Source organism: Thauera sp. 27, from assembly GCF_000310125.2.
GTDB lineage: Bacteria > Pseudomonadota > Gammaproteobacteria > Burkholderiales > Rhodocyclaceae > Thauera > Thauera mechernichensis.
In genome coordinates, this window is the sequence record NZ_AMXB01000003.1 from 81,814 (window position 1) to 100,430 (window position 18,617).

17 protein-coding genes are annotated in these 18,617 nt (G+C 65.2%); 2 read left to right on the top strand and 15 right to left on the bottom strand.

The genetic code is table 11. The features are described from left to right. Positions 1-86: 86 nt before the first annotated feature. The 15 genes from hemE to rpmH all read right to left on the bottom strand — a co-directional run bounded on the left by hemE (position 87) and on the right by rpmH (position 15,605). Positions 87-1,157 carry a uroporphyrinogen decarboxylase gene (hemE, locus tag B447_RS02305; protein ID WP_002936043.1) on the bottom strand — a complete coding sequence of 357 codons (1,071 nt, stop codon included), beginning with the start codon at positions 1,155-1,157 and terminating at the stop codon, positions 87-89. 125 nt (positions 1,158-1,282) lie between these two features. After that, positions 1,283-2,740 (bottom strand): TrkH family potassium uptake protein, encoded by a 1,458-nt coding sequence (locus B447_RS02310; RefSeq protein WP_002936045.1) that lies wholly within the window; start codon positions 2,738-2,740, stop codon positions 1,283-1,285. A 17-nt stretch (positions 2,741-2,757) separates the two neighbouring features. Continuing rightward, the gene (gene trkA, locus B447_RS02315; RefSeq protein ID WP_002936047.1) at positions 2,758-4,161 is read right to left on the bottom strand and encodes a Trk system potassium transporter TrkA; all 1,404 of its coding nucleotides are present in this window, start codon (positions 4,159-4,161) and stop codon (positions 2,758-2,760) included. A 101-nt stretch (positions 4,162-4,262) separates the two neighbouring features. Continuing rightward, the gene (locus B447_RS02320) at positions 4,263-5,510 is read right to left on the bottom strand and encodes a sigma-54-dependent transcriptional regulator (protein ID WP_002926158.1); all 1,248 of its coding nucleotides are present in this window, start codon (positions 5,508-5,510) and stop codon (positions 4,263-4,265) included. Positions 5,511-5,518: 8 nt separating this feature from the next. Beyond that, entirely contained in the window at positions 5,519-7,642 is a 2,124-nt protein-coding gene (locus tag B447_RS02325; protein WP_002926159.1) for a sensor histidine kinase, read from the bottom strand. After that, a complete protein-coding gene (locus tag B447_RS02330) occupies positions 7,639-8,250 on the bottom strand; it encodes a DUF4390 domain-containing protein (RefSeq protein ID WP_002926160.1) in 612 nt (203 codons plus the stop codon). Before B447_RS02330 ends, B447_RS02325 begins: the two co-directional genes overlap by 4 nt. Continuing rightward, a complete protein-coding gene (gene rsmB / locus B447_RS02335; protein ID WP_002936056.1) occupies positions 8,201-9,457 on the bottom strand; it encodes a 16S rRNA (cytosine(967)-C(5))-methyltransferase RsmB in 1,257 nt (418 codons plus the stop codon). The genes B447_RS02330 and rsmB overlap by 50 nt, the downstream gene beginning before the upstream one ends. Before the next feature lie 166 nt (positions 9,458-9,623). After that, positions 9,624-10,508 (bottom strand): polyamine aminopropyltransferase, encoded by an 885-nt coding sequence (speE, locus tag B447_RS02340; RefSeq protein ID WP_002926162.1) that lies wholly within the window; start codon positions 10,506-10,508, stop codon positions 9,624-9,626. Continuing rightward, positions 10,505-10,897, bottom strand: coding sequence for an S-adenosylmethionine decarboxylase family protein (locus tag B447_RS02345; RefSeq protein WP_002926163.1), 393 nt, complete (start codon positions 10,895-10,897; stop codon positions 10,505-10,507). Before B447_RS02345 ends, speE begins: the two co-directional genes overlap by 4 nt. Positions 10,898-11,058: 161 nt before the next feature. Beyond that, positions 11,059-11,829: a sulfite exporter TauE/SafE family protein gene (locus B447_RS02350; protein WP_002936058.1), complete on the bottom strand. Its 771-nt coding sequence runs from the start codon at positions 11,827-11,829 to the stop codon at positions 11,059-11,061. Positions 11,830-11,894: 65 nt separating this feature from the next. After that, complete coding sequence (mnmE, locus tag B447_RS02355; protein ID WP_002936061.1) at positions 11,895-13,247, bottom strand: tRNA uridine-5-carboxymethylaminomethyl(34) synthesis GTPase MnmE; 1,353 nt, start codon at positions 13,245-13,247, stop codon at positions 11,895-11,897. Continuing rightward, on the bottom strand, positions 13,219-14,880 hold the full coding sequence (yidC, locus tag B447_RS02360) for a membrane protein insertase YidC (protein ID WP_002936063.1): 1,662 nt from the start codon (positions 14,878-14,880) through the stop codon (positions 13,219-13,221). The genes mnmE and yidC overlap by 29 nt, the downstream gene beginning before the upstream one ends. 20 nt (positions 14,881-14,900) lie before the next feature. Then, positions 14,901-15,110 (bottom strand): membrane protein insertion efficiency factor YidD, encoded by a 210-nt coding sequence (gene yidD / locus B447_RS02365; protein ID WP_002926168.1) that lies wholly within the window; start codon positions 15,108-15,110, stop codon positions 14,901-14,903. Further along, the gene (rnpA, locus tag B447_RS02370; protein ID WP_443080821.1) at positions 15,107-15,532 is read right to left on the bottom strand and encodes a ribonuclease P protein component; all 426 of its coding nucleotides are present in this window, start codon (positions 15,530-15,532) and stop codon (positions 15,107-15,109) included. The genes yidD and rnpA overlap by 4 nt, the downstream gene beginning before the upstream one ends. Continuing rightward, complete coding sequence (gene rpmH / locus B447_RS02375) at positions 15,471-15,605, bottom strand: 50S ribosomal protein L34 (protein WP_002926183.1); 135 nt, start codon at positions 15,603-15,605, stop codon at positions 15,471-15,473. Before rpmH ends, rnpA begins: the two co-directional genes overlap by 62 nt. A gap of 286 nt (positions 15,606-15,891) precedes the next feature. Here rpmH and dnaA point away from each other — a divergent pair, with 286 nt between their 5' ends. Together dnaA and dnaN are read left to right on the top strand one after the other, a co-directional pair. After that, positions 15,892-17,391, top strand: coding sequence for a chromosomal replication initiator protein DnaA (dnaA, locus tag B447_RS02380; protein ID WP_083491407.1), 1,500 nt, complete (start codon positions 15,892-15,894; stop codon positions 17,389-17,391). Between the two features lie 47 nt (positions 17,392-17,438). Further along, positions 17,439-18,560 (top strand): DNA polymerase III subunit beta, encoded by a 1,122-nt coding sequence (gene dnaN / locus B447_RS02385; protein ID WP_002936065.1) that lies wholly within the window; start codon positions 17,439-17,441, stop codon positions 18,558-18,560. Positions 18,561-18,617: the final 57 nt, after the last annotated feature.

Here is an 18,617-nt window from a genome sequence, read left to right on the forward strand (position 1 = left end):
ATGTGCATAAGTCAAGCACTTTGCGCGCAATATTGTGCTTGACAGGCGGCGACCTGGACGACCCAAGTCGCCGCCCATGACGGCTTTCAGCCGCGTGCGCGCAGTTCGCGGCTGTAGGCATGCACGGTGTCGACCAGCACGCTGACGCTCTCGGGCGGGGTGTATTGCGAAATGCCATGCCCGAGGTTGAAGACATGGCCAGGGTGGTTGCCGTAGGCATCGAGGATGCGTCGGGTTTCCGCAGCTACGGCGTCGGCGGGCGCGAACAGCACGTTGGGGTCGAGGTTGCCCTGGAGCGCGACCTTGTCGCCGACCAGGCGGCGGGCACGGCCGATGTCCATGGTCCAGTCGAGACCCACCGCGTCGCTGCCGATGGCAGCGATCGATTCCAGCCACAGGCCACCGCCCTTGGTGAACACGATGCTGGGCACACGCTGGCCGTCACGCTCGCGGATGAGTCCGGAGACGACCTGCTCCAGGTAACGCAGCGAGAACTCCTTGTACGCGGCTTCGGACAGCACCCCGCCCCAGGAATCGAACACCATCACCGCCTGTGCGCCCGCCTCGATCTGGGCGTTGAGATACTTGACCACCGCCTGCGCGGTCACCTCCAGGATGTGGTGCATCAGGTCGGGGCGGCTGTAGGCCATGCTCTTGACCTTGCGGTAGTCGTCGGACGAGCCGCCTTCGACCATGTAGCAGGCCAGCGTCCACGGACTGCCGGAAAAGCCGATCAGCGGCACGCTACCGTCGAGCGCGCGGCGGATCTCGCTCACCGCATCCATCACGTACTGCAGCTCGACATGGGGATCGGGCGCAGTCAGGTTGCGGATCTCCCACTCGTCCTTGAGCGGACGCTCGAAGCGCGGCCCCTCGCCTTCGGCGAAGTACAGGCCCAGACCCATGGCATCGGGTACGGTGAGGATGTCGGAGAACAGGATGGCGGCGTCGAGGTCGTAGCGCGCCAGCGGCTGCAGGGTGACCTCGCACGCCATCGCCGGGCTCTTGCACAGGTTCAGGAAGTTGCCTGCACGGCGGCGGGTTTCGCAGTACTCGGGCAGATAGCGGCCAGCCTGGCGCATGAGCCAGACGGGCGTGTATTCGGTGGGTTGGCGCAGCAGGGCGCGCAGGAAGGTGTCGTTCTTCAGGTGGCTCACGGCGAGTCCTTTGAGGCTGGCAATCTGGCTGAAGGGGGCTGAAGGCGTGATTATCGCCTTTCCCGCGCCGCTCGGGGCTTGTCGAGCGTCAATCCAGGTGCAGCCGGGGCGCTCCTGGCGCAGGCTCAGCGCCGCCAGAAGGTGGGCGTGAGCACGACGAGGAAGGTGAAGATCTCCAGGCGGCCGAGGATCATGGTGAACGACAGCACCCACTTGTGGATGTCCTCGAGCCCCTGGTAATTGGACGCCGGGCCCACCAGACCAAGGCCGGGGCCGGTGTTGTTGAGGCAGGCCACCACCGCGGAGAAGGCGGTGATGAGTTCGAGACCGGTCGCCGACAGGATCAGCGTCAGGCTGACGATCGACACCATGTACATGAAGCTGAAACCAAGCACCGCGTGCAGGATGGTCTCGGGTACGGGCTTGGTACCGAGGCGGACCGGACGCACCGCCTGCGGATGCAGCGAGCGCACGATCTCGCGGAACACCTGCTTGTAGAGGATCATCGCGCGCATCATCTTGATGCCGCCGCCAGTCGAGCCCGAGCAGGCGATGAAGCTGCCCAGGAACAGGATCCAGATCTGGGCGAACATCGGCCACAGCGTGTAGTCGTAGGTCGCCAGGCCAAGCGAGGTGGAAATCGACACGACGTGGAAGGCGACATAGCGCAGCGCGGTGGCTGCATCGTCGTGCGCACCATGCTGCATCAGGTACACGGTCAGAAGCACGATGCTGCCGGCGAGCACGGCGAAGTAGAAGGGAATCTCGGGGTCGCGCAAGTAAGGCTTGTAGGAGCGCCGTATGAGGGCCATGTAGTGGGTCGCGTAGTTGAGACCAGCCAGCACCGCGAAAACGATGGTGACGATTTCGACGTTGAGGTTGGCGAAGTGGCCGAGGGAGGCGTCCTTGCTCGAGAAGCCACCCAAGCCTGCGATTGTGAACGCGTGTATGACCGCGTCCCAGCCCTCCAGTCCCGCCCACCACAGCGCGAAGCCGCAGGCGACAGTGAGCAGCACATAGGTGATCCACAGGCCCTTCGCGGTCTCGGCGATGCGCGGCGTCAGACTGGCATCCTTCATCGGCGTGGGCACTTCGGCCTTGTAGAGCTGGCGGCCACCGATGCCGAGCAGCGGCAGGATGGCCACCACCAGCACGATGACGCCCATGCCGCCGATCCAGTGCATGAAGGTACGCCACAGGTTGATCGAGATGGGTAGATCGTCGAGACCGGTGAGCACGGTCGCGCCGGTTGCGGTGAGCCCGGACACGGCTTCGAAGTAACCGTCGGTGAAGCGCAGTTCGGGGATATAGGCAACCAGCGGCAGGGCACCGAACACCGGCAGCACCACCCAGCTCGCGGCTACGAGCAGGAAGCCGTCATGCACGCGCAGGTCGCGGCGCCGCGAGCGCGTGGCAGCCCACAGCAGCAGGCCCGAGACGAAGGTGACGAAAATGCCCTGGTCGTAGGCCAGGGTGGCGCCATCCTCCAGCACCGCGGACACGGTGAGCGGAAAGCCCATGAGCAGGCCGAAGATCATGATGATCAGGCCGAGCGCATTGAGCGCGGGGTGGTAAGCGCGCATTCAGGCGATTCCCTGGGTCACAGGAAGGTGAAGCTGACCTGGAACAGCTTCTCGACCTTGCGCACGAGGTTCTTGCTGGTACAGAAGACAATGACGTGGTCATTCTCTTCGATCACCGTGTCGTGGTGGGGCATGATGACCTCGCTGCGCAGGATGCGCCCTTCGTCGTTCTTCACGTCACGCACGAGCGCGCCGATGGTCGCCCCCTTGGGAAGGGGGACTTCCTCGATCATGCGGCCGACGACCTTGGAATCCTTGCGGTTGCCGTGGGCGATGATCTCGAGCGCCTCGGCAGCACCGCGGCGCAGGCTATGCACGGCCACGACATCGCCCCTGCGCACATGCGCCAGCAAGGTACCGATCGAGGTGTGGGCCGGCGAGATGGCGATGTCGATCGGCCCGCCCTGCACGAGGTCGACATAGCTCTTGCGGTTGATCAGCGCCAGCGTGCGGCGCGCGCCCATGCGCTTGGCGAGCGAGGCCGACATGATGTTGTCTTCCTCGTCGTTGGTCAGCGCGACGAACAGGTCGGTCTCGTCGATGCCCTCGTTCTCGAGCAGCTTCTCGTCAGTCGAATCGCCGCGCAGCACCAGGGCGTGGGACAGGTGCGAGGCCAGCATCTCTGCACGTACCCGGTTCAGTTCGAGGATCTTGACGTGGTAGTTCTCCTCGATGGACTGCGCCAGACGGAAACCGATGTTGCCGCCGCCCGCGATCATGATGCGCCGCATCGGCCGGTCCGAACGCCGCAGTTCGCCCATGACCTTGCGGATGTGCACGGTCGCGGCCAGGCAGAAGACCTCGTCACCGGGCAGGATCACGGTATCGCCCTTGGGGATGATGGGCTCGCCATTACGGTAGATGGCGGCGATGCGCACCTCGACGTTGGGCAGGTGAAAACGCAGCGCCTTGAGCGGATGCCCCACCAGCGGTCCGCCCTCGAAGGCGCGCACGCAGATCAGGCTCACCACCCCGTTGGCGAACTCGAGCACCTGCAAGGCCTCTGGAAAGGCAATGAGACGCTTGATGTAATCGGTGACCACCTGCTCGGGGCAGATCGAGAAGTCGACCGCGAAATTGTGGTCCTCGAGCAGTTCGGGATGGTCGACGTAGTCGGTCGAGCGCAGGCGTGCGATGCGGGTGGGCAGGTTGTACAGTGTCTTTGCGATACGGCAGGCGCACAGGTTGGTCTGGTCGGACTGGGTCACCGCGATCAACAGGTCGGCGTCGTCCGCCCCGGCCTCGCGCAGCACGCGCGGCGATGCCGCGTTGCCGCACACGGTACGGACTTCGAGCCGTTCGCGCAGCGCAGCCAGGTACTCCTCGCTGGTGTCGACGAGCGTGATGTCGTTCGCTTCAGACACCAGGTTTTCGGCGACCGACGCACCGACCTGGCCGGCGCCGAGAATGATGATCTTCACGCTGACTTCCGCACACGAATGTAGGCTGTGGATTCTACGCCGCCCGCGGCGCAGGGTCCAAGATTTTGTTGCACCGCAGCAATCATAGCGATAACGGCTACTCAGCCCTCTTCGTGGCGCCGCCCAGCCTGCAACCCGAGCTGCTTCAACTTGCGGTAGAGGTGCGTGCGCTCGAGCCCGGTCTTTTCGGCAAGGCGCGTCATGTTGCCCCCCTCGAGGCGCAGGTGGTGCTCGAAGTAGAGACGCTCGAATGCTTCGCGCGCCTCGCGCAAGGGCTGGTCGAGCGGTACCCCGCAGCCACCGGTGGAGAGATCGGGCGGAAGCAGGCGGCGGACCTCGCCCGCGCCGATCTCCTCCTCCAGCGTACCGAGCGCGAGCGACTTCACTGCGGCGCGCAACTCGGCATATCCTCCTGGCCAGGGCAGATTGCGCAGCTGGTTCAGGGCTGCCGTGGACAAGCGCCGCAAGGGCACATCGCCGCCCTCGATCAGGTGCAGCAGAAGCTGGCTGGCCAGCTCCGGCAGGTCGTCGCGCACCTCAGCCAGAGAGGGCGGTGCCAGGCTGACCTCGAACAATCGGCTCAGCAGGCCCTCCTCCCAACCTTCGGCGACCAGCCCTTCCAGATTGCGCTCGGTGGCGACCACGAGGCGCAAGTCATAGCGCTCGAGGCGGTCGAGGGCAAAGGCGAGGTTCTTCTGCTGCGCACGCGACAGACGGGCAAGCTCGGACACGAACAGGACGCCGCCCTGGGTAGCCTGCAGCTGGCTCAGGTCGAGCGGCGCGCTGACAGCGCCCAGGTCCAGCCAGGGGGCATTGCCCGGCTGCACACTGCGGGCAACGAGTTCGGCAAGGCTGCCGCTGCCGACGCGTAGCAACAGCACGCGCGAACTACCGGATATCTGCTCGACCCGGCGCTTGAGCTCGCGCAGCGGCACCGAGCGCGTGAACGCCGACAGGGTCAAGGGAGCGGGCGCCCCCGGGGCTTGCGGCCGTTGCAGCCCACGCTTGACCGCAGCAAGCAGCTTCTGCAGTGCGATCGGCTTTTCGAGATAGTCGATCGCACCGATACGTGTCGCCTCGACCGCCGTATCGATCGTGCCATGGCCGGACATCATCACCACCGGCATGTTGAGCTGGCCGTTGGCCGCCCACTCCTTGAGCAGGGTAATGCCATCGGTGTCCGGCATCCAGATGTCCAGCAGCACCATGTCGGGCCGCAACGCATTGCGCGCCGCACGCGCAGCGGCGGCATTCTCGGCGAGCAGGATGTCGTGGCCTTCGTCGCGCAGGATTTCGGAGAGCAGTTCGCGGATTCCGATTTCGTCGTCAACGATGAGTATCTTTGCCATTGTCTTCGTCAAGCTTGTTTGTTTTCAGCCAGGCGCAAGCGGATGCGGACCTCTGCACCGCCGCCCTCGAGGTTGCTCAGGCGCACGTCGCCGCCATGCTCATCGACGATCTTCTTCACGATCGCCAGACCCAGTCCGGTGCCACGCGACTTGGTCGTGAAGTAGGGCTCGAAGGCGCGGGCGAGCACTTCAGCCGGAAAGCCGGGCCCGCTGTCACGGAACAGCAGCACAACCCGTTCGCCGTCACGGCGCGTCAGCACACGCACCTCGCCATCATCAACGCCCGTCACCGCGTCCTGCGCATTCTGCAGCATATTGTGGATCACCTGCCTTAGCTGGGTGCTGTCACCCATGACCGGCGGCAGACCGGTGGCGAGTTCGGTGCGCACACGCACGGCGGAGCTTTCGTACAGGTGCAGCACCTCCCGGATCAGCGCATTCAGATCGACCGCCGCCAGCTTCGGCGCAGGCAGGCGCGCATAGTCGCGGAAGGCATTGACCAGGTTCTTCATCGCCTCGACCTGGTTGACGATGGTCGTCGTTGCGCGCTCGAGCATCTCTCGCCCGCTGTCGTCCAAGCGGTCCGCCAGCTTGAAGGCAAGGCGCTCGGCGGAGAGCTGGATCGGCGTCAGCGGGTTCTTGATCTCGTGCGCGAGTCGGCGCGCCACCTCGGCCCAGGCGGCGGTGCGTTGCGCCGCAACCAGGCTGGAGATGTCGTCGAAGACGACGACCAACCCGCCGCCGCCGACCGCAGGCAGACGCGAGCCGTGGATCAGCAGGCTGAGCGGCGAGCTGTCCTTCACCGGCAGGTCGATCTGGGTCTGCCAGTCACCCTCGTTGTTGGCGAAGCCCTCGACCAAGGTGTCACGGAAGAGGTCGAGGCGAGGCCAGTCCTCCAACGCGAGATCCTCGAACCCGGCAAGGTCGTCGGCCAGGATCTGCAGCGCACCATGGTTGGCCGCACGCAGCTGGCCGTCCACCGAGAAGGCAAGCACACCGGTGGACAGGTGGGCCAGCACGCTCTCGAGGTAAGCGCGGGCGGCTTCGACCTCGGCACGGCTACGCTCGGCCGCGCCGCGTGCATCCTGCAGTTGCCGCGTCATGCGGTTGAAGGACTGCGTCAGCACGCCCAGTTCGTCGTTGGCCGGCAGGGCCTGGCGCGGGCTGAAGTCGCCTTGTGCCACCGCCTGTGTGCCCTCGGCCAGGATGAGCAGAGGCGCCGCCAGCCGGCGGGCGATGAAGAAGGCGACCGCGAGTGCGGTCAGCAGCGCGAGCAGCAGCGTGAGGCTGAGCGTGATGGTGTAGATGCGCTTGAGCCCGCTGCGCCCGAGGGTGAGCTGCTGATAGTCACGATAGGCCTCCTGGACAGCCTCGGCGCTGCGCCCGAATGACTCCGGTACCGGTTGAAGGAGCATCAGCAGATTGGGCTCACCCGCCAGCGTGCGCAGCGGGATGGGGGTGACGACGCGAATCACCAGACGTCCGTCGGGGCGACTGTCGACACTCTGGAAATGGCGCGACTGGCGGGCCTGGCGCAGTTCGGCGACCGACGGCAGGTCGGGGATGAGGCCATGACTCTGGTCGGCCGCCGTCGCCACCACCTGGCCATTGGCGCTGATGATGGTTGCGCTGCTGATGCCGCTCTGCTCGCGCAGGCGGTTGAGCAGGGCGGCCGACCCCGCTCCTGCGCTGGCAACCTCGAGTTCGAGCACCATGTCGTCAGCCTTGTCGCGCACCTGGCTGACGAGGTAGTCGAAGGCGCTCTGGCCCAACGCAATGCCACCCTCCAGCGCCGAATCGACGCGTACGTCGAACCACGACTCGATGCTGCGTACGACGAACTGCAAGGACACGCCATACACGAGCACGCCGGGCACCACGCCCATGAGCGCAAACATCAGCACCAGGCGCATCTTGAGCCGCGAGCCGAACTCACGGCGGCGGTACTCGCGCCACAGCTGGCGCAGCTGAATGCCGACGAGGGCAGCCATCGCAACGACCACCGCGCCGTTGAGCGCAAGCAGGAACGGATAGCTGCCTGCAAAGAGCTCGGTATTCGCGCTCGCCGAGGCCAGCAGGAACAAGGAGATTCCGGCAAGGGCAGCAACGATGACGAGATAGGCGCGTTTCATTGGAACCCCGGCGCTCCGGGCAGGAAGGTCCAGCGCAACCAGTCGGTGCCCAGGCTCCAGTCACGGCTGCCGATCGCGGTCACCTGGAAGGGCTTGGGCAGCTGGCTGGTGTCGAGTCGAAAACGCAGTGAGGCTTGGTGAGACTGCCCCGCTTCGAGGGTGTCGAAGTCGGCGACCTGCCAGTTGCGCACACGCTGCATGGTCATCACCGCCGCCTCGAGGCTGTCGAAGCTCTGGTGGAAGCTGCCGATCGACAACCGGTAGCTGCGCGTAATGGCGTGGTAGTGCAGCCGGTAATCCAGACTGCGATCGACCACGACCTGATTGAGCCAGTACCAGCGCGGGCGCTCGATGAGCAACTGAGTGGTGAAGTACAGCGACACGCCACGCGAAACGGCATCGACGAGTCGAGGGTTGAGCTCGATGTCGATATCGGCGTTGAGGACATAGCCCGAATCGCCACGCACGATCTCTGCGTTGCGGATCTCGCTCGAGTCCGCATGCGCGAACACGACGATGACGCTAAGCAGGGCAAATACGATCGTACGCAGCAGGCGTTCAGGCCTGCTTGCGAAGGAGCGCGTAGTAGAAGCCGTCATGTTCGGCATTGGGCAACAGCTTCAGGTCGGGCTCCCCGCAAACCGGGACACGTTCGGCATCGGCATGCAGGGCGCAGAAACGGGCAATCTGCCCGGCGTTCTCTTCATCGAAAACCGAGCAGGTGACGTAGAGCATTGTGCCACCCGGGGCCAGCGTCTGCCAAAGCGCATCGAGGATCTCCGCTTGCTGTGCGGCGAACTGCGCGATGTCGGTCTCCCGGCGCAGCCACTTGATGTCGGGATGCCTGCGCGCAACGCCAGACGCAGAACACGGCACATCGGCCAGGATACGATCGAAGGGGCGTCCATCCCACCAGCGCTCGACACGCCGGCAATCGGCAACCTGTACGCGGGCAGTCAGGCCCAGCCGCGCCAGATTGCTGTCGACACGCTGTGCACGCAGCGAGTCGAGCTCGAGCGCGAGCAGCTCGACGTCAGCGCACTCCAGCAGATGCGCCGTCTTCCCGCCGGGGGCCGCGCAGGCATCCAGCACACGCTCGCCCGCAAGCGGCGCAAGCAGCCGTGCCGCCCACTGTGCGCCCGCATCCTGCACCGAAAGCAGGCCGTCGGAGAACCCGGGCAGGCGGCCTACGGGCACGGGGCGATCGAGCAGGAGCGCATCGTTATCGAGCCGGCGTACGACCAGCCCGGCGCCTTCGAGCCCTGCCAGCACAGCGTCGATCGTCGTCCTGCGCGTATTCACACGGATGGCCATGGGCGGACGCTGGTTGCCGGCTGCAAGCGCCGCCTCCCAACTCTCACCGGCCGAGGCACGCAGGCGGGCGATCCACCAGCGCGGAAAGCCGAGCCGGGCCTCCTCATCGGCCTCGGCCCAGGACGCCCACTGATCACGCTGGCGGAGGGCGTTGCGCAACACGCCGTTGACCATGTTCTTGAGCCCGGGCATCAACTCGAGTGCGGCCTGGACCGCCTGGTCGACGACGGTGTGCGCCTGCTCGGGCCGCTGGCGCAGACGTGTGAGCGCAACCAGCAGCAGGCCATGGATGGCCGGCGCAGGTGGCGTGTGCAGGAGACGATCGAGCACGACGCCGCTACGGCGAAAATCACGCAGCGTGGACCAGGCCAGGTCGCGCACCGCGCCCCGGGTTGCATCCGGCCACCCCGGATGGGTGGCAAGCATGTGCTCGAACGCTTCGGTAAGGTTGCCGCCACCAAGCACTGCGCCAACAAGCTCGGCTGCACGCGCCAAGGCCATGGCAAGGCTGTCATCGGCAAGGGTGGTCCGAACGGCAGCGGAAGCGTCTTGAGGCGGTCTGCGATTGCGCGCGCCCGGCGCGGAGGAGCGCGAAGGGCGCTGATTTCTGGGCGGAGAGGTCACGATCTGGAATACGGGAGTGGACGCGGGACACGCGCCCCATGGCTCAGGCCAGCAAGGCGCGCAGGTGATTGGGCAGGGCAAACTGGGCCCGATAGACAGCCCCGTTCAGATGCTGGAGCCGGCTGATGCCGCGCGTGGCAATCACGCGCTCGACCTCTTCCTCGCTCAAGCTCAGCGGATCGAGGGTATCGGAGGCACAGGCCAGGCCCCACAGGCTGCCGTAAAGCGGAATGTACAGGAAATAGGGGCGCACGCAGGCAAACACGGCACGCAGACGCTCGATCAACAGGCGCACCCGCTCCGGCTGGAAGACCGGTGTGCCGATATGCAAGCTCAGGGCACCCCCGGGCGTGAGCAGCTCACGACAGGCGCGGAAGAAGGCCTCGGAATAGAGCGCCTCGGCAGGACCGACCGGATCCGTCAGATCGAGCACCACGATGTCGTAGCGATCGCCGGCTGCAGGCGCGTCCTCGAGCACGTACTTCATGCCGTCGCCAATACGGATATCGACACGCGGATCGTCCAGGGCGCCGTGGTGAACGGCCTGGAGATGGCGGCGGGAGATGTCGATCACCTTGGCGTCGAGTTCGGCAATCACAACCTTGTCGATCGACGGGTACTTGAGCAATTCTTCTGCCGAGCCGCCGTCCCCGCCACCGATGACGAGGGCTCGACGCAAGCCCGCGTGAGCGAGCCCCGGCACATGGATCAGGTTCTCGTGGTAGTAGAACTCATCGCGCTCCGAAGTCATGAAGCAGCCATCGAGGCGGAACAGGCGCCCAAACCGGGGCGTGTCCCAGACTTCGTAGGACTGCCATTCCGAATGGCCTCGCTCGAGCAGCCGGCCTGCCTTCAGAAAATAGCCGGCGTCGTCGCACAGAAACTCAGGAATGAGCTCCGGCGGCCACCCTTCCACATGCACGCTCACGAGGTGACACCCTGCTCGAGACGACCGCGGACAACCTCGTGACTGACGATTTCCTCAGGCGCGAGCGCATCGATCACGGCAGCGAACACCTGGCGAGCGCGACCGCTGTTGTCACGCGAAAAATTGCACACGTAAACATCGAGTGTCACATCGCCAGTTTCCGGCCAGGTATGGATGGCAAGGTGCGACTCCGCGAGCACGACGGTACCGGTCACCCCGGCAGCGTCGCCCTGCTCGTCCAGAAACTGATAGAAGTAGGCGCCCAGCGGTGTCAGGCCCGCATTACGGCAGCCTTCCACGCACAAAGCCTCAAGCTCGGCGCGTTCGGTCAGCAATCCAGCAGAAGATCTGCAGCGGTAGATGTCAGCGATGAGATGCAGTCCGTTCATGTCCTCGGTCTTGTTGTACAGGTGACTGAAGCTGAGGATTTTATCATGCGGGGCTAAGGTAATATTTTTGCAAATATTCCCAGCGCTCCGGCGTGCCCTCGCCCACCCCGCCCCTGGCTGCCTCAGGGTGCCCGCATGTTCCACGTGAAACACAGCGAGGCTCAGCGCAGGAAGGTGTCGTAGGCCAGGCGTGCGATCAGCACCGTAACCACGGCCAGGAACATCTTCCTCACGAACACGACGCCGTGCTTCAGGGCCATACGCGACCCAAGCAAAGCCCCCGCAAGGTTGCACACCGCCATCACTGCGGCCAGTTTCCACAGCAGCTCGACATTACCCACGAAGAAGGAGATCGCCGCTGCATTGGTTGCGACATTGAGAATCTTGGCGGTAACGGATGCCCGCAGAAAATCCATGCCCAGGAAGCGGATGAACAGGAAGATCAGAAAGCTCCCCGTTCCAGGACCAAAGAAGCCGTCGTAGAAGCCGATCACAGCGCCAATCGTCGCTGCAAGCAGCGCCGAACGGGCACCATGAGCGGGCTCCGCCGAGACCGCACCAAGATCCTTGCGGATGAAGGTGTAGGCGGCTACGGCGACGAGCAGCACGAGGATGAGCGGGCGCAGGATCGCCGGATCCAGGTAGGCAACCGCCTTGGCGCCGTACCACGACCCGACCAACGCGGCGGCAGCGCCAGGCAGCGCGACCCGCCAGGGTATGCTCACGCGGCGCCCGTACTGGATCGCAGCGCTTGTCGTACCGACGATGCTGGCAAGTTTGTTGGTACCGAACAGGGTTGCCGGCAACGCGTTGGGCAGCGCCGTGAACAGCGCAGGCAGCTGAATCAGCCCGCCGCCACCCACGACGGAATCCACGAATCCGGCGAACAATGCGGCAAGCCCCAGGGCCAGGAAGAGGAATTCGATTTCCATCGGGACGTTTCACGTGAAACATCCGCAGCGGCTCGTACCGATGCGGACGGGCAATCCGGGGAACCCTACTTGCCGATACAGAAGCGCGAGAAGATCTCGCCCAGCAGATCATCTGCGCCGAACTCGCCCGTGATCTCACCCAGGCGCTCCTGCGCAAGGCGCAGCTCTTCCGCAAACAACTCGAGCGCTGCAAGCTGCTCACCCGCCGCGCACACGTGCCCGAGCGCCATGCGCAAGGCCTGGAGGTGGCGCTCGCGCGCGAGCACGACATCCTCTCCATGCGCGTGCCAACCCGCGACCCGCAGCAACTCGGCGCGCAGCAGATCGACGCCCTCGCCCGTTCGCGCCGAAACGCGGACCGTGACCTGCCCCGCCTGCTCCTCACGGCCAGCAGCCGCCGACACCAGGTCGATCTTGTTAACCACCGTGATGCGCTCAACCCCGCCAGGCAAGCGGCCAGCGAGCTCATCGTCTGCAGTCGCCGACACGCTGGCATCGACAAGACGCACGATCACGTCCGCACGCTCGATCTCCCGCCAAGTACGCTCGATGCCCAGACGCTCGACCGTATCGGCCGTGTCACGCAAGCCTGCAGTGTCGATGACGTGGAGCGGGATACCCTCGATCTGAATGGTCTCGCGCAGCGCATCACGGGTCGTACCGGCGATGTCGGTGACAATCGCACGCTCCTCACCCGCGAGCTGGTTGAGCAGGCTCGACTTGCCGACGTTCGGTGCACCGACGAGCACGACATTCAGCCCGCTGCGCAGCAATGCGCCCTGCCCCGCACGATCGAGCAGCGCTTCGAGCTCGCCACGAACACCCTCGAGCCGTGGCATTGCGCGCGCACGCTCGAGAAACTCGATCTCTTCCTCGGGAAAATCCAGCGTCGCCTCGACCAGCATGCGCAGATCGACCAGACGATCGACGATACGATGCACTTCTTCCGAGAAGCGCCCGGACAGCGAGCGGACCGCAGAACGCGCCGCCGCCGCAGTCGACGCCTCGATCAGGTCCGCCACCCCCTCCGCTTGGGCGAGGTCCAACTTGCCGTTCAGGAAGGCCCTGCGGGTGAACTCCCCCGGCTCGGCAAGACGTGCACCCAGCCCCAGGCAGCGCTCAAGCAGCAGCTGCATGACCACCGGGCCACCATGGCCCTGCAGTTCGAGAACGTCCTCGCCCGTGAACGAGGCAGGAGCGGGGAAGTAGAGCAGGATACCCTCGTCGATCGGCCGACCTTCGCCATCGACAAAGCGGGAAAACTGCGCCAGCCGGGGTTGCGGCTGGCGACCGCACAAGGCCTGCGCAAACCCCAGCAGGCCCGAGCCCGAGACACGAACGACGCCGATGCCACCGCGGCCCGGCGCCGTCGCGACTGCGGCGATGGTGTCAGGCGCTCTTGGCGGCAGCCTTTCCACTCTCGATCATCCGCGTGATCTGCCACTGCTGGGCGATCGACAACAGGTTGTTCACAACCCAGTACAGCACCAGGCCGGACGGGAACCACATGAACATGAAGGTGAAGATGATCGGCATCGCCATCATCACCTTGGCCTGGATCGGGTCCGGCGGCGTGGGGTTGAGCTTCATCTGGACCAGCATGGACGCGCCCATGATGATCGGCAGGATGAAGTACGGATCCTTCGACGACAGATCGGTGATCCAGCCCAGCCAGGGTGCGTGCCGCATCTCGACGCTGCCCAGCAACACCCAGTAGAGCGCGATGAACACCGGGATCTGAACCAGGATCGGCAGGCAACCGCCAAGCGGGTTGATCTTCTCGGTGCGGTAGAGATTCATCATCTCCTGCTGCATCTTGGCCTTGTCGTTACCGTACAGCTCCTTCATGCGCTGCAGGCGCGGACCGAGCACGCGCATCTTCGCCATCGACTTGTAGCTGGCTGCCGACAGCGGGAAGAACACCAGCTTGATCGCCACCGTGACCAGGATGATCGCCCAGCCCCAGTTGCCGGTCAGGCTATGGAACCACGACAGCACCCAGAACAGCGGCGCCGCGATCACAGTCAGCCAGCCGTAGTCCACCACCAGGTCGAGCCCGGGGGCGATGCTCTCGAGCTTGTCCTGCTCCTGCGGCCCGGAATACAGACGCGAACCGATCGTCGCCGTGGCGCCCGGCTCGATACTGGCCACCGGTACGATGAGGCCCGCCGAGTACAGACCGCCACCGATCGAACGCGCGAAGTACTCGCGCTGCACGCCCTGCTCGGGCAACCAGGCGCTGACGAAGTAATGCTGCACCATCGCCACCCAGCCATCGGCAGTGGCCGCCGGCAACTTGGCCTTGCCGCTGGCGATGTCGTCGAAGTCCACCTTCTGGAACTTGCCGAGGTCGGTGTAGAAAGCCGGCCCGGTGAAGGTATGCACGCCAAAGGCCTCGACCTGCTCGGCCGGATTGCCGTCGCGGGTGAGCTGGAAATACGCATGCGGCGAGATCGGCTGACCACTCTCGTTGACGATCTCGTAGGCCACGTCGATCAGGTAGCTACCGCGATGGAAGGTCATCACCTTGGTGACCTGCACGCCGTTCTGCTCGGGCGCGCGCAGTCGCAGCTCGACGCGGTCTTCGCCATCCTTGAGCACCAGTTCGCTCGCAGGCAGCTCGAACATCGTGCGATGGTTGGGCAGGCCGTCACCGATCAGGCCTGCCTGCGCTGCGTACTGGTGGCGCGAGCCATCGTCGAGCAGCACGAAGCTGTCTTCGCTCTTCGCGCTCGCGCGATGCTGCTTGAGCTCGAGGCGAACGATGGCGCCACCCTGCGCGGAGACCTGCGCACGCAGCAAGTCGGTCTCGACCACCGTGCGGGCAACCGCCGCCGCGGCAGCCGTAGCCTGCTGCTCGCCAGGCACAGCCGCCTGCCCGACACCGAGGTTTGCCGAGGGCGTCGGCACCGAACCGTCCGTCGGCGCGGCCGCGCCTGCGGCGGCCTGCTGCACCGTGGGTGCGGGCTGGTTATGCTTGATCCAGCCATCCCACAGCATGACGAGGGCGAAGGAGAAAACCAGGAAGAGGAGTAGGCGGCGTTGATCCATCGGAATCGGTCTGTCTCAGGTCAGGGAACGGGATCATACCCGCCCGGATTGAAGGGGTGACAGCGTCCCACCCGCCGTGCGGCCAGCCAGCCGCCGCGCAGCGCGCCGTGACGCTGGATCGCCTCGATCGCGTACTCGGAACAAGTGGGATGAAAACGGCAATTGCGCCCCAGCATCGGGCTGATCGCGTAGCGGTAGAAGCGCAGCAGGGCGATCATCAGGGTCTTCATTGCCGGGGCAGCCTTTGCAGCAGAGCGAGCAGGTCAAGGTTCAGTTCCGCACGGGTGGCCTTGGCCACCGGCGCATGCAGCCTGACGACGAGATCCATCGCAGGCAGACCTTCACGATGACGCCTGAAGGTTTCGCGCGCAATACGCTTGACCAGGTTGCGCACATTCGCACGCTTGGCCAGCTTCTTGGCGACCACCACGCCGAGGCGCGCCGTGTCGAGCTCGCTGGGCCGGTAGTGGAGCATGTAGAAGCGGCCGCGCAACGCCCGCCGAAAAGCAAAAACGGATGAATACTCATCCGTTTTGTGCAATCTGTGAGCGCTGCGGAAACCCTGGTCAGCGCCCGTGGGCAACGTCACCTCAGACGGCGAGGCGATGACGGCCCTTGGCACGACGTGCGCGGATGACCGCACGGCCGCCACGGGTCTTCATGCGGACCAGGAAGCCGTGGGTGCGCTTGCGACGGACGACGGAGGGCTGATAAGTGCGTTTCATGATCGGACTGCCAGTGTTAGGTCAAACGCGAGAGTTAAATGGATAATCCCATGTTTGTCAATAAGAATTTTTGACCCAGCCTGTGGATAAGTCGCTCTTGCGGGTTTAGAATACAGCTCTTCGCGTGCCTCCGGGTAGCCTCAGCACCCGGGCCCAACAATGCCGCCGCAAGAGCGCAAGCTGGCACGACACCCCGCCCACGCCGCCTTCCGGCACCGCAAACCCGCGGTACGGTACCGGTATTTTCGTCTTCAACTGCAAGCTCGCCATTACCCATCGCGCCTCCGTGACTCAAGATCTCTGGTCCTTCTGCCTGTTGCGCCTTGAACAGGAGCTGCCCCAGCAGCAATTCAACATCTGGATCAAGACCCTGCGGGCCGAACTTGGTGACGGCAGCGCATGGACGCTGATTGCGCCCAACCGCTTCGTGCTGCAGTGGGTGCGCGAGCGCTACCTGCGCCGCATCCAGGAGCTGGGCGAAGAGCATGCGGGGGTCCCGGTCCAGATCGAACTCCAGCTCCCGCCGGCAGGCAGCGCCCCGGCCAAGCGCAGCCCGTCGACAAGCCCCGCAGCCAGCGTCGCAACGCCTCCGGCCGGCGCTAGCCAGGCCAGCGCGGACACCACGGCAAGCACGCCAGCAGCCGAACCGGCGCCCATCGACAATACGGCGTCCGACACAGCAACGGCCGTGCGCCGCCGCAGCGTCGCGAACGCGACCGGCACCCGCGACACCGAGCCCGCCAGCGGCCTCGAACTGGCCTACGACAAGACCCGGCTCAACCCGGACTTCACCTTCGACACCCTGGTCACCGGCCGCGCCAACGACCTCGCCCGCGCCGCCGCCATGCAGGTGTCGCAGAACCCGGGCACGTCCTACAACCCGCTGTTTGTTTACGGCGGCGTCGGCCTCGGCAAGACCCACCTCGTACACGCCATCGGCAACGCGGTGTTCCGTCACAACCCGCGCGCGGTCATCCGCTACGTGCACGTCGAGGACTACTACGCCGACGTGGTGCGCGCCTATCAGCAGAAGAGCTTCGACGCCTTCAAGCGCTACTACCGTTCGCTCGACATGCTGATCATCGACGACATCCAGTTCTTCAACAACAAGAACCGGACTCAGGAAGAGTTCTTCCACGCCTTCAACGCCCTCACCGAAGCGCGCAAGCAGATCGTCATCACCTGCGACACCTACCCCAAGGACATCCAGGGCCTGGAAGACCGCCTCATTTCCCGCTTCGACTGGGGTCTGACCGTGCAGATCGAGCCGCCCGAGCTGGAGATGCGCGTCGCCATCCTCAAGAAAAAGGCCGAGGCGCTGCGCGTGCTGGTCGACGACGACGTCGCCTTCCTGATCGCCAAGAACCTGCGCTCGAACGTGCGCGAGCTCGAGGGCGCACTCAACAAGGTGGTCGCCTACGCCCGCTTCCACGGCCGCCAGATCGGCCTGGAGGTCGCCAAGGAGGCGCTCAAGGACCTGCTGCACGCGCACAACCGTCAGTTGTCGATCGAGCACATCCAGAAGACCGTCGCCGACTACTACAAGATCAAGGTCGCCGACATGCACTCCAAGAAGCGCACGCGCGTGATCGCACGCCCGCGCCAGGTGGCGATGTGGCTGGCCAAGGAGCTCACGCCGATGTCGCTGCCGGCCATCGGCGAAGCCTTCGGCGGCCGCGACCACACCACCGTGCTGCACGCCTGCCGCACCATCACCGAGCTTCGCCTCGGCGACGCTCAGCTCAACCACGACGTTCACGTGCTCACCCAGGTCCTGCGGGGCTGAGCACACACCCGACACCTCCGATCAACCCAACGACCTGATCTGACGCCATGCTCCTGCTCACCACCACCCGCGATGCGCTCCTGGCCCCGCTGCAGTCGGTTGCCGGCATCGTCGAAAAGCGCCACACGCTGCCGATCCTGTCCAACGTGCTGATCGAGAAGCATGGCGACCAGCTCACCATGCTCGCCACCGACATCGAGATCCAGATCCGCACCACCACCGGCGGCCACATCGGCGGCGAAGACGCCGCCATCACCGTCGGCGCACGCAAGCTGCAGGACATCCTGCGCGCCCTGCCCGACTCGGCCGAGATCAGCCTCACGCTCGACGACAAGCGCCTCACGGTAAAGGCCGGGCGCAGCCGCTTCCAGCTGCAGACCCTGCCCGCCGCCGACTACCCCAGCCTCAACCCGCCCACCGACGCCACCGCGCGCCTGTCGATCAGCCAGCGCGCCTTCAAGCGCCAGCTCGCCCAGGTCTCGTACGCCATGGCGCAGCAGGACATCCGCTACTACCTCAACGGCCTCCTCATCATTGCCGACGGCGGCGAACTACGCATGGTTGCCACCGACGGCCACCGTCTCGCCTACGCCGCGTCCGACCTCGACGCGCCGCTCGGTTCTGAACACGCGCAGCGCTACGAAGCCATCCTGCCGCGCAAGACCGTGCTCGAACTCGCCCGCCAGCTCGCCGACAACGACGACCCGCTCGAGATCGTGCTCGCCGGCAACCAGGCCGTCTTCCGCTTCGGCCCCATCGAACTCGTCACCAAGCTCATCGACGGCAAGTTCCCCGACTACGAGCGCGTCATCCCGCAGGCCCACCCCAAGCTCATCAGCTTCGCCCGCCAGCCCCTGCTCGGCGCCCTGCAGCGTGCAGCCATCCTCACCAACGAGAAGTTCCGCGGCGTGCGCATGGTGCTCGAAGACGGCATCCTCAAGATCGTCTCCACCAACGCCGAGCAGGAAGAGGCCATGGACGAGCTCGAGATCGACTACCAGGGTGACAAGCTCGACATCGGCTTCAACGTCACCTACCTGCTCGACGTGCTCAACAACCTCTCGTCCGAGACCGTGGACTGGCGCTTCAACGACGGCAACTCCAGCGCCCTGATCACCCTCCCGGGCAACGACAAGTTCAAGTACGTCGTAATGCCGATGCGCATCTGACCCCCTTGTAGGAGCGGCGCCAGCCGCGAGCCTTTGTGCGCCAGGCCCAGACAACCC

Bases quoted from the DNA above. Each gene is read 5' to 3' on its own strand.
- B447_RS02310 (WP_002936045.1), bottom strand. From the start codon at position 2,740: ATGCGCGCTTACCACCCCGCGCTCAATGCGCTCGGCCTGATCATCATG.
- B447_RS02320 (WP_002926158.1), bottom strand. From the start codon at position 5,510: ATGGCAAAGATACTCATCGTTGACGACGAAATCGGAATCCGCGAACTG.
- B447_RS02325 (WP_002926159.1), bottom strand. From the start codon at position 7,642: ATGAAACGCGCCTATCTCGTCATCGTTGCTGCCCTTGCCGGAATCTCC.
- B447_RS02330 (WP_002926160.1), bottom strand. From the start codon at position 8,250: ATGCCGAACATGACGGCTTCTACTACGCGCTCCTTCGCAAGCAGGCCT.
- rsmB (WP_002936056.1), bottom strand. From the start codon at position 9,457: ATGGCCTTGGCGCGTGCAGCCGAGCTTGTTGGCGCAGTGCTTGGTGGC.
- B447_RS02345 (WP_002926163.1), bottom strand. From the start codon at position 10,897: ATGAACGGACTGCATCTCATCGCTGACATCTACCGCTGCAGATCTTCT.
- B447_RS02350 (WP_002936058.1), bottom strand. From the start codon at position 11,829: ATGGAAATCGAATTCCTCTTCCTGGCCCTGGGGCTTGCCGCATTGTTC.
- yidC (WP_002936063.1), bottom strand. From the start codon at position 14,880: ATGGATCAACGCCGCCTACTCCTCTTCCTGGTTTTCTCCTTCGCCCTC.
- yidD (WP_002926168.1), bottom strand. From the start codon at position 15,110: ATGAAGACCCTGATGATCGCCCTGCTGCGCTTCTACCGCTACGCGATC.
- rpmH (WP_002926183.1), bottom strand. From the start codon at position 15,605: ATGAAACGCACTTATCAGCCCTCCGTCGTCCGTCGCAAGCGCACCCAC.
- dnaN (WP_002936065.1), top strand. From the start codon at position 17,439: ATGCTCCTGCTCACCACCACCCGCGATGCGCTCCTGGCCCCGCTGCAG.